Source organism: Mycolicibacter longobardus (assembly GCF_002102265.1).
In the GTDB taxonomy this organism is placed as follows: Bacteria; Actinomycetota; Actinomycetes; order Mycobacteriales; family Mycobacteriaceae; genus Mycobacterium; species Mycobacterium longobardum.
In genome coordinates, this window is the sequence record NZ_LQPG01000020.1 from 24311 (window position 1) to 39985 (window position 15675).

Here is a 15675-nt window from a genome sequence, read left to right on the forward strand (position 1 = left end):
GCGGAATAGTGTTCTGCGGAGCGCAGAACGGAGTATTTTGTCCGAACAAATGAGGGCTGGTGTTGCTGGGGACGGCCCGCTGAGCGGCGTGACCGTGGTCGATCTGACGACCATGGTGATGGGTCCCTACTGCACGCAGATCATGGCCGACATGGGTGCCGACGTCATCAAGGTCGAGCCCCCCGAGGGCGATGCCACCCGCTACATCTCGGCGGGTCCCGCGCCCGACATGAGCGGGGTCTTCGTCAATGTCAACCGCGGCAAACGCAGCATCGTGCTGGACCTGCGCACGCCCACCGACCGGGCCGCGATGACCGCGCTGATCGGCCGGGCCGATGTGTTCATCCACTCGATGCGCGCCAAGGCGATCGCGAAGCTGGGCCTGGGCTACCCCGAGGTGGCCGCGATCAACCCGGGGATCATCTACACCAACTGCTACGGCTACGGCCGCCGCGGCCCGGCCGCCGACCGCCCGGCCTATGACGACACCATTCAGGCCGAGTGCGGACTGCCCGCGGTGCAGCAGCAGCTCACCGGGCGAGCCGACTACGTGGGCACCATCATGGCCGACAAGATCGCCGGGCTGACCGCCCTGTACGCCACGATGATGGCGCTGTTCCACCGGGAACGGACCGGGCAGGGCCAGGAAGTCGAAGTGGCGATGTTCGAGACCATGGCATCTTTCATGCTCGTCGAGCACGCCAATGGCGCCATGTTCGACCCGCCGCTGGGCCCGGCGGTCTACCCGCGCACGGTGGCACCCAACCGGCGGCCGTATGAGACCAGCGACGGGCAGATCGCCGCACTGATCTACAACGACAAGCACTGGAACGCCTTCATCGGCGCGGTGCAGCCGCCCTGGGCCGGCGAGCAGTACGCCACCCTGGCTCAGCGGGCCCGTCAGATCGACACCATCTACGGGCTGGTGGCGCAGACCATGAAGGAGCGCACCACCGCGCAGTGGCTGGCGCTCTTCGACGAGCTGGAGATACCGGCCGCCCCGCTGAACACCCCCGGGGCGCTGTTCGACGATCCGCACCTCAACGCGGTGGGCCTGTTCGAGACCGTGGACACCCCGAACGGCCCGGTGCGCTTCCCCGGGGTGCCCACCTGGCTGTCCCGGACGCCGGGCCGGGTCGCCGGCGCGGCACCGGAACTCGGCGCGCATACCGCGGCGGTCTTCGCCGAACTCGGCCTCGATCAGGAAACGGCATGACCCCGCCGGCGACGATGCAGAGCGGAGCTTGCGGAGCGATGCTGAGGAGTGGCGCGTGACGCTGGACTTCGACATGGGGACGCGGGCCGGTGAGCTGCGCGCGCAACTGCGCGAATTGGTCGACCGGGAGCTGCCGGAGCGGTTCCCCGGTGCGTTCACCGACGACCCGGCCGATCTTGCCGCGGCGCAACGGTTCTGCCGGGTATTGGCGGAGCGTGACCTGCTGTGCCTGTCCTGGCCGGAGCAGTTCGGCGGCGCGGGCGCCTCGGTGTGGGAGCAGACCGTGGTGCGCGAGGAGATGTGGGCGCACCACGAGCCGCGCGGCGCGCAGTACATGGGGGTGAACTGGGTCGGGCCCATCATCATGCGGCACGGCACGCCCGAACAGCAGCGCCACCATCTGCCGCCGATCGCGGCCGGTGAGGTGATCTGGTGCCAGGGATTCTCCGAGCCCGAAGCCGGCTCTGATCTGGCGTCGTTGCGTACCTACGCCCGCCGGGATGGTGACGGCTGGGTGGTCAACGGCCAGAAGATCTGGACCTCCTACGCCACGATGGCGCAGTGGTGCTTTCTGCTGGTCCGCACCACCCGGGTGGGGGAAGGGTCGGTCACCAAGAAGCAGCAGGGCCTGACCGTGTTCCTGGTCCCGATGGACGACCCCGCCATCACCGTTCGGCCCATCGGCACCATGATGGGTCCGCACCACCTCAACGAGGTGTTCTTCGACAACCTGCGCGTCACCGACGCCGACGTGCTCGGCGATGTGGACGCCGGCTGGTCGATCGTGGCCGACGTGATGTCCTACGAGCGGGTGGGTATCGCCCGCTACGCGCGCTGCGAACGTCTGCTCGCCGCGGCACCGCACGCACTCGGCGAGCGATGGAACACCCTGCCCGCCGAGCTGACCGCCCGTTGGGTGCGCATGCTCACGCACTGCCGGCGCGCCCGGCTGATGGCCTACCGGGTGGTGTCGCTGCAGGCCGGCGGTCGTATCGCGCCCGGTGATGCCGCCGCCTACCGGATCGCGGTCACCCGGCTGGACCAGGAGAGCGCCGAAGTTCTGATGGAGATCGCCGCCGAGGCGCCGGACAGCCCGCAGGCGCAGTGGTTCGCCGCCGAAGCCGAAGATCACTGGCGCTACTCGCAGGCGGCCACCGTGTCATCGGGAAGCATTGAGATGCAGCGCATCCTGCTCTCCCGTGCCCTGCTGGCGGCGCCGCGATGAACCTCGAACTCGGCGCGGAGGCCGAGGAATACGGCCGGGCCGCGCGGCGCGCCTTCGAAGCCGCCGGTGGCGATGAGCTGGTGCACCGCGCCGACGCCGAGCCGGGGGTGCGCGAGCAACTGGTGGACCCGATCCTGCGCGGGCTGGGTGCATACGAGCTGAAGCCCCGCGCCGACGCCGACGAACTCGAGGCGGCCGCCGCACTGTGCCGCAGCGCCGGGTACTGGGGGGTTCCCTACCCGGTCGCCGAATCTCTTTCGGCGCCGGTTGATCTCGACGCTGATGGGCTGATCGTGGTGGACGACCACGCGCCCGCCGGTGCGGTGGCGGGCCTGTCCAAGCGGTGGGCCGCGGTCACCCTGGCCGGGGTGCGCAGCACGGTGGTGGCGAAGTCGGCGGCCCGGCCGGCCCTGGTGGCCGAGCTGACGCTGACCGAGGTCGACGCCGACGGTGCCGATGATGTGGCGCTGGGGCTGACGCTGCCGTGCTGGACGCTGCTGGGGATGCTGGACCGGGCAATGGATCTCACCATCTCCCATGTGCGGCTGCGTGAACAGTTCGGCCAGCCGCTGGCGACGTTCCAGGGCGTGCAGTTCCAGCTGACCGATGCCGAGGTGGAGCGCGCCGGGCTGGACATGCTGGCCAAATACGCGCTGTGGAGCATCGCGACCGGGCGCCCCGAAGCCGTCGACGACGCCCTGGCGCTGCGGACGGCGGCACTGGAAGCCGCCGAGGTGGTGTTCCGGGTCTGCCACCAGTTGCACGGCGCCGTCGGATTCTGCGACGAGACGGCACTGTCCTGGCTGTCGCGCTACAGCCAGCCGCTGCGCCGCCTGCCGTGGGGACTCTCGGGGACCCGCGACCGGCTGGTCCGCCGCGCCGGCCGTACCGGACTGACGGGACTCTACGCATGAAATACGACCTGCCGCAGGAGATCACCGTCACCGGAGACGGTCCGGTCCGCACCGTCACCATCAACCGGCCCGACGAGCTCAACAGTGTCAACGCCAACCTGCACTGGGGGCTGGCAAACGTGTGGCGGCAGCTGGCCGCCGACAAGTCGATCCGGGTGGTGGTGCTGACCGGTGCCGGACGCGCGTTCTCCGCCGGCGGTGACCTGAACTGGATCACCACGTTCCTCGACGACGAAGCCGCCCGCGACGAGAGCATCCGGGAAGGCGCCGCGATCGTCGAGGAGATGCTGCGGTTCCCGCTGCCGATCATCGCCGCCGTCAACGGCCCCGCCGTCGGCTTGGGCTGCAGCGTGGCGGTGCTCTGCGACATCGTGTTGATCTCGCAGACCGCCTATCTGGCCGATCCGCACGTCGCGGTCGGCCTGGTGGCCGGCGACGGCGGCGCCGCCTTGTGGCCGCTGCTCACCCCGATCCTGCGATCCCGCGAGTACCTCTACACCGGCGACCGCATCGACGCCGCCACGGCCGTCGAACTCGGGCTGGCCAGCCGCGCGGTGGCACCCGAAGAGCTACTGCCGCAAGCACATCAGCTGGCCTCCCGGCTGGCCGCCCAGCCGCCCGAGGCGCTGCAGGGCACCAAGCGGGTGGTCAACATGTACCTGTCGCAGATCCTGGGTGGGCCGCTGCAGGCCGGATTCGCCGCCGAGGTGGCGACCATGAAGACCGACGAACACCGGCAGCGCCTGCTCGCCGTCAAGAACCGGGCGAACCGGCGATGACAGCCAACCCCGACTTCCGCGCGCAGGTGCGCCAGTGGTGCCGCGACAACATCCCCGCGGACTGGCGGCGCGCCCAGACCGGGGTCAGCGAGGCTGAGTTCGTCGACTTTCAGCGCAACTGGTTCGCCACCCTGCACAGCGCCGGGTTCGCCGTTCCGCACTGGCCGCGCGAATGGGGCGGCGGCATGTCGGTGGCCGATCAGGCCGTGCTGTACCAGGAGCTGGCCGCCCACGACGCACCGCGGCTGGTGCTGGCCTTCGTCGGCATCCACCACGCCGCGGCCACCCTGCTGGCCGCCGGCAGCGAGGAGCAGCGTCGCCGGCACCTACCGGGGATCCTCGACGGCGAGATCTGGGTGCAGGGCTTCTCCGAACCGGAGGCCGGCTCGGACCTGGCGTCCCTGCGTACCACCGCGCGCCGGGAGGGGGATTCCTATGTGGTCAACGGCCAGAAGCTGTGGGCCAGCGGCGCCAGCCACGCCCAGTGGTGTCTGCTGCTGGCCCGCACCGACCCGAACGTCCCCAAGCGCAAGGGCATCTCGTATTTCCTGCTGGACATGGCCACCCCGGGGGTGCAGGTGCGGCCGATCCGCAACGCGGTGGGCGACCAGCATTTCTGCGAGATCTTCCTCGACGACGTCGTCATCCCGGCGGCCAACCTGATCGGCGCCGAGAACGCCGGATGGCAGGTGGCGCAGGCAACCCTGGGCGCCGAGCGCGGCATGACCATGCTCGAGCTGGCCGAACGGTTGGGCTGCGCGGGTTTCCGTTGGCTGGTGCAGGCCGCCCCGACCGATGACCCGGTGGTGGCCGACCGGCTCGCACAACTGGAAACCGAGATCACCGCACTGCGCGGGATGTGCCGGCGTCTGGTGCGCAACGCGGAGGCCGGCACCGCCGGACCGGCCGACGCCTCGATCGTCAAGCTCTTCTACAGCGAACTGCTACAGCGGCTCACCGATTTCGGTGCCGAGATCGGCGGACCGGACGCCCACACCGTGCTGGCCAAACCGCTGTCCAGCGGCTGGGAGTCGGGATCGTGGGTGCTGGACTTCATCGGCTCCTGGGAGTGGACCATTCCCGGCGGCTCCAGCGAGATCCAGCGCACCATCATCGGCGAGCGCGGCCTCGGCCTGCCGCGAGAACCGAGTATGACATGACCACAACGGATTTCACTGAACTGCATGATGACCTGCGGGCCGTCGCTGCCGACGTGCTGGCGCGTGGCCGCATCGTCGACTGGGCGACGCTGGTGGATGCGGGCTGGGCCGGGTTGGAGGTGCCCGACGCACTCGGCGGGGCCGGTGCGACGTTCGCCGAGGTGGCGGTGATCTGCGAGGAACTGGGCCGTGCCGGCGCGGCAACGCATTACCTGGGCGGCGCGGTGCTGTCGGTGGGGGTGCTGAACATGCTGCAGAACAGCGCCGTTCGCGATGCGCTGTTGGCCGATATCGCGACCGGTGCGGCCCGGACGGCGGTGGCGGTCGGTGACTTCACAATCGATTCCGAGCGCCGGCTGACCGGCCGCGCCGATTTCGTTCCGGACGCCGAGGGTGCCGACCGGCTGCTGGTGTTGGCCACCGACGCCTCCGGGACCGACGTCGCCGTTATCGCGGACGGCCTGACCGTCACCGGCCAACCGGTGCTCGACGAGACCCGCCGGGTCGCCGCCGTGACGGCCGATGGGGTCGCGGTGGCCGAATCGGCGGTGCTGCGGTTCGCCGGAGCGGCGCGCGCGGTTCGCAATCGCGCCGCGGTGGCGGTGGCCTGCGACAGCCTGGGCCTGGCCGAGGCCATGCTGGAGGCGACGGTGTCCTACGCGCAGACGCGCCGGCAGTTCGGCCGGCCCATCGGCTCCTTCCAGGCCGTCAAACATGCCTGCGCCGACATGCTGGTGAAGGTCTCGGTGGCCCGCTCTCTGGTGCGTGACGCCGTGGATGCAGTGGTGGGCGATGACCCTGACGCCGACACCGCCGTGGCTATGGCGAAGTCCTATACCTGCGCTGCCGCCGTCGACGTCGTCGGCAAAGCCCTGCAACTGCACGGCGGCATCGGATACACGTGGGAGAGCGGCATCCACGTCTATCTCAAGCGCGCCACCTTCAACCGGTCGCTGTTCGGATCCCCGGCAGCGCACCGTCGTCGTATCGCTGAACGGTATTAACAAGTCAAGCAAGGAGTTTCGACTGTGGCTGTGCCCGTATATCGCCGGATTCTGGAACTGTTCGAAGCCGAGGGCGTCGACACGCTGTTCGGCATCCCCGACCCCAACTTCGTGCACATGTTCGTCGAGGCCGAACAGCGCGGCTGGTCGGTGGTGGCGCCGCACCACGAGGAGAGCGCCGGATTCATGGCCGAGGCGGCGTCGCGGATGACCGGCCGGCCCGGCCTGTGCATCGGCACCCTGGGGCCGGGAGTGGCCAACATCGCCGGGGCGATGATGTGCGCCAAGGTGGAGAACTCCCCGGTGGTCTTCCTGGGTGGGCAGCGGGCCCGGATCACCGAACGGCGGGTGCGGCGCGGGCGCATCCAATTCGTCCGGCAGGAAGACCTTTTCGCGCCGTCGGTGAAGTACAGCGCGTCCATCGAGTACGCCGATCAGACCGACGAGATCGTGCACGAAGCGATCCGGCGCGCCATGTCCGGCACCCCCGGGCCGGCCTACATCGAATACCCGTCGCACGTCATCCTCGAAGAGCTCGACGTCGCCGGTCCGCCGGAGCCACACCGCTACCGGCTGGTGAATCAGCGGGCCGGCGCGCCCGAGATCGCCGAAGCCGCCGAGATCATCCGCAACGCCGCCAACCCGATCCTGCTGGTGGGCCACGGCGTACACACCTCGCGCAGTGCGACAGCAGTCGCCGAGCTGGCCGAGCTGATGGCCTGCCCGGTGATTCAGACCTCCGGCGGCACCGCGTTCATCCCCGGGCTGGAGGAGCGCACCTTCCCCTACGGGTTCTCCACCGCGGCCGTCGAGGCCGTCACCGCCTCGGATGTCTGTGTGGCACTGGGCACCGAGCTGGGCGAGCCGGTGCACTACGGCACCACCCGGCACTGGGCGGACAAGAACGCCGACCGCAAGTGGATCTACGTCGAGCAGGACCCGCTGGCGATCGGGGTGAACCGTCCGGTGGACGTAGCGCTGGTGGGTGACCTGCGGGGCGTGGTGCCGCAGCTGGTCGAAGCGCTGAAACAGACGCCGCGCACGGCGTCGGCCGATCTGGCCCGGTGGGTCCGCCAGGACGCCGAGCAGCTGGCCGAACTGGCGCAGACCGCGCCGTCCGGGCGCACCCCGGTACATCCGGCGCGCTTCGTGGTCGAGGCCACCAAAGCATTCCCCGCCAACGGCATCATGGTCCGCGACGGCGGCGCCACCGTCATCTTCCAGTGGACCTATTCGCAGGCCAAGCCCCACGACGTGATGTGGAACCAGAACTTCGGCCACCTGGGCACCGGGCTTCCGTATGCGGTCGGCGCCTCGGTGGCCGAGGGCGGCCAGCGGCCGGTGATGCTGCTGACGAGTGACTCGGCGTTCCTGTTCCACATCGCCGAGCTGGAGACCGCGGCCCGGCTGGGCCTGCCGCTGGTCTGCGTCGTGGGCGTGGACCACCAGTGGGGCCTGGAGGTCGGGGTGTACAAGCGGACGTTCGAGCAGCCCTCGCCGCAACCGGGAGTGCACTGGAGCAAGGACGTCCGGTTCGACAAGATCGCCGAAGGCATGGGCTGCCGCGGAGAGTACGTGCAGGACGAGGCCGAGATCGGGCCGGCGATCAAGCGCGCCTACGCCGCCGGCGGCACCGCGGTGATCCACGTCTGCATCGACCCCAAGGCCAACTCCGAGGAGATGCCCAACTACGCCGAGTTCCGCACCTGGTACGCCGAAGGGACCCAATGAGCGAGAATGATATTCTCGTTTCCGGCTAATAACGTGCACAAGCTGATGGGCTGGAGGAGACCATGTCCGGCGGAATGAGCTTCGAGCTGACCGAGGACCAGCAACTGATCCGGCAGTCGGTCGCCGAACTCGCGGCGAAGTTCGACGACCACTACTGGATGACCAAGGACCTGGCGCACGAATTCCCGCAGGAGTTCTACGACGCCATCGCCGGCGGCGGCTGGCTGGGCATGACCATCCCCGAGGAGTACGGCGGCCACGGGCTGGGCATCACCGAGGCCACGCTGCTGGCCGAGGAAGTTGCGCGTTCCGGCGGTGGCATGAACGCAGCGAGCGCCATCCACCTGTCGATCTTCGGAATGCAGCCGGTCGTAGTGTTCGGCTCGGACGAGATGAAGGCCGAAACCCTGCCCCGCATCGTCAGCGGCGACCTGCACGTGTGCTTCGGCGTCACCGAACCGACGGCGGGACTCGACACCTCTCGCATCACCACGTTCGCCAAACGCGATGGCAGCGACTATGTGGTCAACGGTCGAAAGGTGTGGATCTCCAAAGCCCTTGAGTCGGAGAAGATCCTACTGCTGACCCGCACCACCCCACGGGAAGAATCGGCCAAACCCACCGACGGTCTCACCCTCTTTCTCACCGACATCGACCGCGATCACGTCGACATCCGGCCGATCACCAAGATGGGCCGCAACGCGGTGTCCTCCAACGAGGTGTTCATCGACGACCTGCGCATCCCGGCCGAACACCGGATCGGTGAGGAGGGCAAGGGCTTCTCCTACATCCTGCACGGGCTCAACCCGGAGCGCATGCTGATCGCCGCCGAGGCCCTCGGCATCGGCCGGGTCGCCTTGGACCGTGCCGTCAAGTACGCCAACGAGCGCGTGGTGTTCGACCGGCCGATCGGCATGAACCAGGGGATCCAGTTCCCGCTCGCCGACTCGCTGGCCCGTCTGGATGCCGCCGAGTTGATCCTGCGCAAGGCCACCTGGCTCTACGACAACGGCAAGTCCTGCGGTCGTGAAGCCAACATGGCCAAGTACCTCTGTGCCGATGCGGGTTTCGAGGCGGCCGACCGGGCGCTGCAGACCCACGGCGGGATGGGCTACTCGGAGGAATACAACATCTCTCGGTTCTTCCGGGAGTCGCGGCTGATGAAGATCGCCCCGGTCAGCCAGGAGATGATCCTGAACTTCCTCGGTTCGCACGTGCTCGGATTGCCGCGGAGCTACTGATGGCAGCCGCAGCCGCGCCGCTGGCCGGCGTCACGGTGGTGGCCCTGGAGCAGGCGGTGTCGGCACCGATGTGCACCCGCGCCCTGGCCGACTTCGGGGCCCGGGTCATCAAGGTGGAGAACCCGGACGGCGGCGATTTCGCCCGCTACTACGACGACGTGGTGAACGGCCAGGCCGCCCACTTCGTCTGGGTCAACCGGGGCAAGGAATCGGTGACCCTGGACCTGAAAAGCGAGGCGGGACGCGATGTCCTGCACCGACTCCTGGACCGCGCCGACGTGCTGGTGTCCAACCTCGCGCCCGGCGCCACCACCCGGCTGGGGCTTTCCGCCGAGGAGATGGCGCACCGGCACCCGAACGTGATCGCGGTGGAGATCGACGGCTACGGCGCCGGTGGCCCGCTGTCGCACAAGCGGGCCTACGACCTGCTGGTGCAGGCGGAGTCGGGGGTGTGCTCGGTGACCGGCAACCCGGGCGCCCCGGCCAAGCCGGGCCCGCCGGTGGCCGACGTCACCACCGGCCTGTACGCGGCGCTGTCGATCATGGCCCTGCTGGTAGGCCGTAAAGGGGCAGGTGCGCAATCGGATTCGCCGGCACCGGCGGTCAGCGTGAGCCTGTTCGACACCATGGCCGAGATGATGGGCTATCACCTGACCTACGCGCGGCACTCCGGGATCGACCAGCAGCCGCTGGGCATGAGCTCACCGGCCGTGGCACCCTACGGCGCCTACCCGACCGGCGACGGACACACCGTGGTGCTGGGCACCACCAACGACCGGGAATGGCAGCGGCTGGCCCGGGAACTGCTGGGCCGCAACGATCTCGCCGACGATCCGCGGTTCGCCGGCAACGCCGACCGGGTGCAGAACCGGGCGATCCTCGACGAAGCGATCGCGGCGTGGTGCGCCTGCCACGACCTGGCGCACATCCAGGACGCCGCGGACGCCGCCGGGATCGGCAATGCGCGCTACAACGCGCCCAGCGACGTGCTGGCGCATCCGCAGCTCGAACAGCGCGACCGTTGGCACACCATCGACACCCCGGCCGGTCCGATCCCGTCGCTGCTGCCGCCGCCGGTGATCGCCGGCTATGACCCGCCGATGGGGGCGGTACCGGGGCTGGGCGAGCACACCGAGGCGGTGCTGGGTGAGCTGGGTCTGACCGTCGACGAGATGGCGGGGCTGCGCGCCCGCGGTGCCATAGGGCAGGCTGTCCGCTGATGGTCCCGAACACCGACGAGCCGGTACTGCTGCGCGCCGACCACGACGGCGTGCGCACACTCACCCTGAACCGCCCCGCCCGCAAGAACGCGATCAACCCGGCGCTGTGGCGACAGCTGCGGGACGCGCTACGCGAGGCCGCCGACGACCCCGCCCTGCGCGCACTGGTGATCACCGGCGCCGGCGGTGCTTTCTGTTCGGGCGCCGACATCGGCACACCCGACGAGGTCCACCCGGTCGAGAAGCTGCGCCGGCTGTCCGATGTCGCGCTGGCCCTGCACGAGCTGACCATCCCCACCATTGCGAAAGTGGCCGGCGTAGCGGTCGGGGCGGGCTGGAACCTGGCGCTGGGCTGCGACCTGGTGGTCGCGACACCGGAGTCGACGTTCTGCCAGATCTTCTCGAAACGGGGGCTCTCGATCGACCTCGGCGGATCCTGGCTGCTGCCCAAACTGGTAGGCCTGCAACAGGCCAAGCGGCTGGCACTGCTGGCTGAGACCATCGACGCCGGCGAGGCGCAGGCGCTGAACCTGGTGACCTGGGTGGTGGGCGCCGGTGAGATCGACGAATTCGTCGACGACCTGGCCGCCCGGCTGGCCGCCGGCCCCCCGCGGGCGCTGGCGCAGACCAAAGCACTGCTGAACCAGGGCGCCGACGCCACCCTGCCTGAGGCCCTGGGCAATGAATCACGGGCCCAGATCGTCAATTTCGCGGGTACCGACGCCGCGGAGGCCTATGCGGCGTTCGCGGAGAAGCGCACGCCGCGTTTCACCGGCGGATGGCCGCCGAAGTCAACGAGATCGGAGTAGTCAGATGCGACCAACGGTGATCGTCGGGGCGGTGCGCAGCCCGGTGGGAAAGCGCAACGGCGGGCTGGCCGGCGCGCACGCCGCGGACCTGTCCGCGATCGTGCTCAACGAACTCATGCAGCGCACCGGAGTCGACCCCGGCGTCGTCGACGATGTGGTGTGGGGCTGCGTATCGCAGGTCGGCGACCAGTCCAGCAATGTCGGCCGGTACGCGGTGCTGGCCGCCGGCTGGCCCGAGCACGTCCCGGGCACCACGGTCAACCGGGCCTGCGGCTCCAGTCAGCAGGCACTGGATTTCGCGGTGCACGCGGTGATGTCGGGCCAGCAGGACGTCGTGGTGGCCGGCGGTGTTGAGGTGATGAGCCGGGTTCCGCTCGGCGCGGCCCGAGCCACCGGGGAACCCTTCGGGCCGAAAGCGCTTGCGCGCTATGACGGATTTCAGTTCAACCAGGGCGTCGGCGCCGAGATGATCTGCGAGAAATGGGGTTTCGACCGCACCCAGGTCGATGAGTATGCGGCGCGATCACATGAGCTGGCCGCCGCCGCGCAGGACGCCGGAGCATTCCGCGATCAGATTGTCCCGGTCGCGACCGACGGCGGGGTGGTGGCCGCCGACGAGGGAATCCGCCGCGGCACCACCGTGGAGAAGTTGGCCGCACTCAAGCCGGCCTTCGCCGAGGACGGATTGATCCACGCCGGCAACTCTTCGCAGATCTCCGACGGCGCCGCAGCGCTGCTGGTGATGAGCGAAAACGAGGCCGCCCGGCGCGGGCTGACCCCGCTGGTGCGCTACGTCGCCGGTGCGGTGACCGGGGCCGACCCGGTGCTGATGCTCACCGGACCCATCCCGGCCACCGAGAAGGTGCTCAACCGGGCCGGACTGGGAATTGACGACATCGGCGTCTTCGAGGTCAACGAGGCCTTCGCCCCGGTGCCCATGGCGTGGCTGGCCGAAACCCATGCCGACCCAAAACGGCTCAACCCGGTGGGCGGGGCGATCGCGCTGGGCCACCCGCTCGGCGCATCCGGTGCGGTCTTGATGACCCGGATGATCCATCACATGCGCGACAACGGAATTCGTTACGGCCTGCAGACCATGTGCGAGGGCGGCGGAACCGCCAACGCCACCATCGTCGAGCTGGTCGGTTAGGGAGACTCATGCGGCGCGTTCTGTTCACCGAGGACCACGAGGCATTCCGGAACCTGGCCCGCGACTTCGTCGAGAAGCACGTGGTTCCGGAGTACCCGCAGTGGGAGAAGGCCGGGCGGATGCCGCGCGCGGTCTTCGAGCACCTGGGTTCGCTGGGGATGCTCGGCATGGCGATCCCCGAGGAGTACGGCGGCGCCGGCATCGACGACTACCGCTACAACGTGGTGCTGCAGGAGGAGGCGGCGCGTGCCCTGGTGACGCTGTCCACGGTGCGCACCCAGCTCGAGGTGATCCTGCCGTATTTCCTGCACTACACGAACGATGAGCAGCGGGCGCGGTGGTTTCCCGGCATGGCGGCCGGCAAGCTGCTGACCGCGATCGCGATGACCGAGCCGGGCACCGGTTCGGATCTGGCCGGGATGCGGACCACCGCGGTCCGAGACGGCGACAGCTACATCCTCAACGGGGCCAAGACGTTCATCACCGGGGGCATCCAGGCCGACCTGGTGATCGTGGTGGCCCGCACCTCCACCGACCCCGACAACCGCCGCCGCGGCCTGACGCTGCTGGTGGTCGAGGACGGAATGCCCGGATTCGAGCGGGGCCGGGAACTGGACAAGATGGGTTGCAAGGTGCAGGACACCGCCGAGTTGTCCTTCACCGACGTGCGGGTTCCGGTGGCCAACCGGCTGGGGGAGGAGGGCGAGGCCTTCGGCTACCTGGGTCACAACCTGGCCCAGGAACGGCTCACCGTGGCGGTCGGGTCGGTCGCCCAGTCCCGCTCAGCGCTGGCCGCCACCATCGACTACGTCAAGAACCGCCAGGTGTTCGGCTCACCGGTCGCGTCGTTCCAGAACACCAAGTTCGAGCTGGCGGCGGTCTCCACCGAGATCGAGGCGGCCCAGTGCATGCTCGACCGGGCGGTTGCCGACCACGTCGAGGGCCTCCTGTCGGGGGCGGATGCCGCGCGGGTGAAGCTGTTCTGCACCGAGATGCAGGCCCGGGTCGTGGACCGCTGCCTGCAGCTGTTCGGCGGCTACGGCTACATGATGGAGTACCCGATCGCGCGGCTCTACACCGATGCGCGAGTGGCCCGGATCTATGCCGGGACCAGCGAGGTGATGAAGATGATCGTCGCCAAATCGCTGGGGTTGTGACGGCAGGGAACACCCCGGACCTGCTCGAACGTGAGGGCAACTTCACGCTCGAGCGCCGAGGGTGAAGCTAACTTCACGCTCGGCGAGGACCCCCGGAAAAATTTCTTGGATGAGACCCTTGTCACAGCAGCCCTAACCAACCTACTGTGTGTTCACTTGGTTGGTTTATCGAAGGAGACCGGTGACGTCACCCCGGCCGTACGCCACACTGCTCGCCAAAGGCGAGGACCGTAGGCAACGGATTCTGTTGGCGGCTGAACACCTGCTGGCGCGCAACGGCTGGCGGAACACCTCACTGGCGCAGATCGCCCGCAACGCCGGGGTCAGCGCGGCCGGCCTGCTGCACCACTTCGCCTCCAAGGAACAGCTGCTGCACGCGGTGCTCGACGCCCGCGACGCCGACGACGACACCCACGCCGACCGCAGCGGTGACCTGATCGAGGAGATCCAGCGGGTGGCCGAGCGGTTCACCCGGGCACCGGAGCTGGTCGGGACCTTCACCGTGCTGCTCGCGGAGAACGTGCTGCCCGAGGCTCCCCTGCACGACCGGATGCTGCACCGGTACCGCAGCGCGCTGGAGATCGTCGCCGAGCTGATCCAGCGCGGTATGGACGACGGCCGCTACCGCCCAGACATCAACGCGGGTGCCAAAGCCGCGGAGATTATCGCGTTTATCAACGGAATGGAGATGTCATGGCTTCTGGACCCTTCAATACCCCTGACCGAGGTGTTCGCGGGGTACGCGGAAACACTGGCCCGCGACTTCGCTCCCCCGGCAAAGGACGCCCGCCGGTGAGCGGGGCCGGTGACCCGGACATGCGCTACCGGTTCGACCTCGTGGGGCGCAGCGTCCTCGACGTCGTCATGGCCGCAGGCGGCTGGCTCTACGACCGTGCGACCGCGGGATGGGATGTCACGGTGCTGATCGACGGCGCCGAAGACACCCAGGACACCCGCCCGCTGCAGATCCTCGGGGCCCAGGTGCTGGACCTGGCGTCGGTGCTCAGCCAGTGGGAGCAGTGGCCGCACCCGCAGACCATCGCGGTGTGCTCGGAGATGTTCGACGGCCACGCCCAGGTGCGCCAGGGCGTGATCGACGCACTGGAGCACAGCAACACCGAGGTGACGCTGTGGGGCGATGTCCCCGCCGAGCTGGATCGTGACGTCGATGCCCGCCAGCACCGGCTCAGCGCGGCCGCCCGCGCCTTCAAGGCGCAGGCGCTGCGGGCAGCCGGCGTCGACCCGGCGACCGACAACGCCTGGGATGCCCACATCGAGACGTTCCGATGTGGGCCGGCGGCGTGTACCTCTGTCGCGGCGGACCTGAGCCCGGCCAGCTGAGACGCGCGACCGTGCGTCGACCGACATGACGCCTGACCCGCTGGCGCATTCCCTGGTGCTGGTGACGGATTACCGGGTCCCGGACCCGGCCCGGGTCTGGCCGCTGTTGCAGCGCTCCCGCGACAGCCTGGCCCACCTGGGTGCCCACCACGTACTCGTCTACACCTCGGCGGTCGATCGGGGCCGGGTGCTGGCGGTCATGGCCATCCGCGCCGAACAGCCGGTCGTCGACCTGCTGCGCGACGAGGCGTTCATGGCCTGGTTCGACGCCGTCGGTGTCGATGACATCCCCGCCGTCTTCGCCGGGTCACTGGTGGAGCGCATCGACCTCAGCGACGGGCAGCAACGGCCCGCCGACGAACCGCCGACTCCGGCGAGCCTCGCCGAACCGCCGGGGGTGGTGGTCGCGGCGGTGGCCGAAGTCGGCGACGCGCAGACGCTCATCGACCACGTTCATGCCACCGCCGAACACTTCACCGCGGCCGGCATCCGAAAGATCTTGATATTCCAGGCCTTCGACAACCCGCGCGAGGTGTTCATGCTGCAGGTGGCCGACGAGAAAGTGGCTGAGTCCGGTGCCGAATGGATCAACCAACCCGAATTCGCCTCCGACTGGATCACCCGGGCCGGAGTCGGCATCTATCCGCCGGTGTTCGTCGGCCGCCTGGCGCACCTGATGCGCATCGGTGATGACGCGGACACAGCGGAAGAGCCGACGCGCTGAGCCC

General features: G+C 69.1%; 15 protein-coding genes. All 15 read left to right on the forward strand.

What is annotated here, in order from left to right; all coding sequences use genetic code 11:
• The first annotated feature begins 49 nt into the window (after positions 1 to 49).
• The 15 genes from AWC16_RS11870 (at position 50) to AWC16_RS11940 (ending at position 15671) form a co-directional block, all read left to right on the forward strand.
• The gene (locus AWC16_RS11870; RefSeq protein ID WP_085264962.1) at positions 50 to 1216 is read left to right on the forward strand and encodes a CaiB/BaiF CoA transferase family protein; all 1167 of its coding nucleotides are present in this window, start codon (positions 50 to 52) and stop codon (positions 1214 to 1216) included.
• Positions 1217 to 1277: 61 nt separating this feature from the next.
• A complete protein-coding gene (locus AWC16_RS11875; protein ID WP_085265042.1) occupies positions 1278 to 2441 on the forward strand; it encodes an acyl-CoA dehydrogenase family protein in 1164 nt (387 codons plus the stop codon).
• On the forward strand, positions 2438 to 3355 hold the full coding sequence (locus AWC16_RS11880) for an acyl-CoA dehydrogenase family protein (protein ID WP_085264963.1): 918 nt from the start codon (positions 2438 to 2440) through the stop codon (positions 3353 to 3355). Before AWC16_RS11875 ends, AWC16_RS11880 begins: the two co-directional genes overlap by 4 nt.
• Positions 3352 to 4134 (forward strand): enoyl-CoA hydratase/isomerase family protein, encoded by a 783-nt coding sequence (locus AWC16_RS11885; protein ID WP_085264964.1) that lies wholly within the window; start codon positions 3352 to 3354, stop codon positions 4132 to 4134. The genes AWC16_RS11880 and AWC16_RS11885 overlap by 4 nt, the downstream gene beginning before the upstream one ends.
• Positions 4131 to 5294, forward strand: a complete 1164-nt coding sequence (locus tag AWC16_RS11890) for an acyl-CoA dehydrogenase family protein (RefSeq protein ID WP_085264965.1) — start codon at positions 4131 to 4133, stop codon at positions 5292 to 5294. Before AWC16_RS11885 ends, AWC16_RS11890 begins: the two co-directional genes overlap by 4 nt.
• Positions 5291 to 6298 (forward strand): acyl-CoA dehydrogenase family protein, encoded by a 1008-nt coding sequence (locus tag AWC16_RS11895; protein WP_085264966.1) that lies wholly within the window; start codon positions 5291 to 5293, stop codon positions 6296 to 6298. Before AWC16_RS11890 ends, AWC16_RS11895 begins: the two co-directional genes overlap by 4 nt.
• Positions 6299 to 6322: 24 nt before the next feature.
• Positions 6323 to 8029 (forward strand): thiamine pyrophosphate-binding protein, encoded by a 1707-nt coding sequence (locus AWC16_RS11900; protein ID WP_085264967.1) that lies wholly within the window; start codon positions 6323 to 6325, stop codon positions 8027 to 8029.
• A gap of 62 nt (positions 8030 to 8091) precedes the next feature.
• A complete protein-coding gene (locus AWC16_RS11905; protein WP_085264968.1) occupies positions 8092 to 9270 on the forward strand; it encodes an acyl-CoA dehydrogenase family protein in 1179 nt (392 codons plus the stop codon).
• Complete coding sequence (locus AWC16_RS11910; protein ID WP_085264969.1) at positions 9270 to 10490, forward strand: CaiB/BaiF CoA transferase family protein; 1221 nt, start codon at positions 9270 to 9272, stop codon at positions 10488 to 10490. Before AWC16_RS11905 ends, AWC16_RS11910 begins: the two co-directional genes overlap by 1 nt.
• Positions 10490 to 11299 (forward strand): enoyl-CoA hydratase/isomerase family protein, encoded by an 810-nt coding sequence (locus tag AWC16_RS11915; protein ID WP_085264970.1) that lies wholly within the window; start codon positions 10490 to 10492, stop codon positions 11297 to 11299. Before AWC16_RS11910 ends, AWC16_RS11915 begins: the two co-directional genes overlap by 1 nt.
• Before the next feature lie 4 nt (positions 11300 to 11303).
• A complete protein-coding gene (locus AWC16_RS11920) occupies positions 11304 to 12449 on the forward strand; it encodes a thiolase family protein (RefSeq protein ID WP_085264971.1) in 1146 nt (381 codons plus the stop codon).
• A gap of 8 nt (positions 12450 to 12457) precedes the next feature.
• A complete protein-coding gene (locus AWC16_RS11925; RefSeq protein ID WP_085264972.1) occupies positions 12458 to 13606 on the forward strand; it encodes an acyl-CoA dehydrogenase family protein in 1149 nt (382 codons plus the stop codon).
• A 181-nt stretch (positions 13607 to 13787) separates the two neighbouring features.
• The gene (locus AWC16_RS11930; protein ID WP_085264973.1) at positions 13788 to 14402 is read left to right on the forward strand and encodes a TetR/AcrR family transcriptional regulator; all 615 of its coding nucleotides are present in this window, start codon (positions 13788 to 13790) and stop codon (positions 14400 to 14402) included.
• A gap of 20 nt (positions 14403 to 14422) precedes the next feature.
• A complete protein-coding gene (locus AWC16_RS11935; RefSeq protein ID WP_085265043.1) occupies positions 14423 to 14947 on the forward strand; it encodes a hypothetical protein in 525 nt (174 codons plus the stop codon).
• A gap of 25 nt (positions 14948 to 14972) precedes the next feature.
• Positions 14973 to 15671 (forward strand): fatty-acid--CoA ligase, encoded by a 699-nt coding sequence (locus tag AWC16_RS11940; RefSeq protein ID WP_085264974.1) that lies wholly within the window; start codon positions 14973 to 14975, stop codon positions 15669 to 15671.
• Positions 15672 to 15675: the final 4 nt, after the last annotated feature.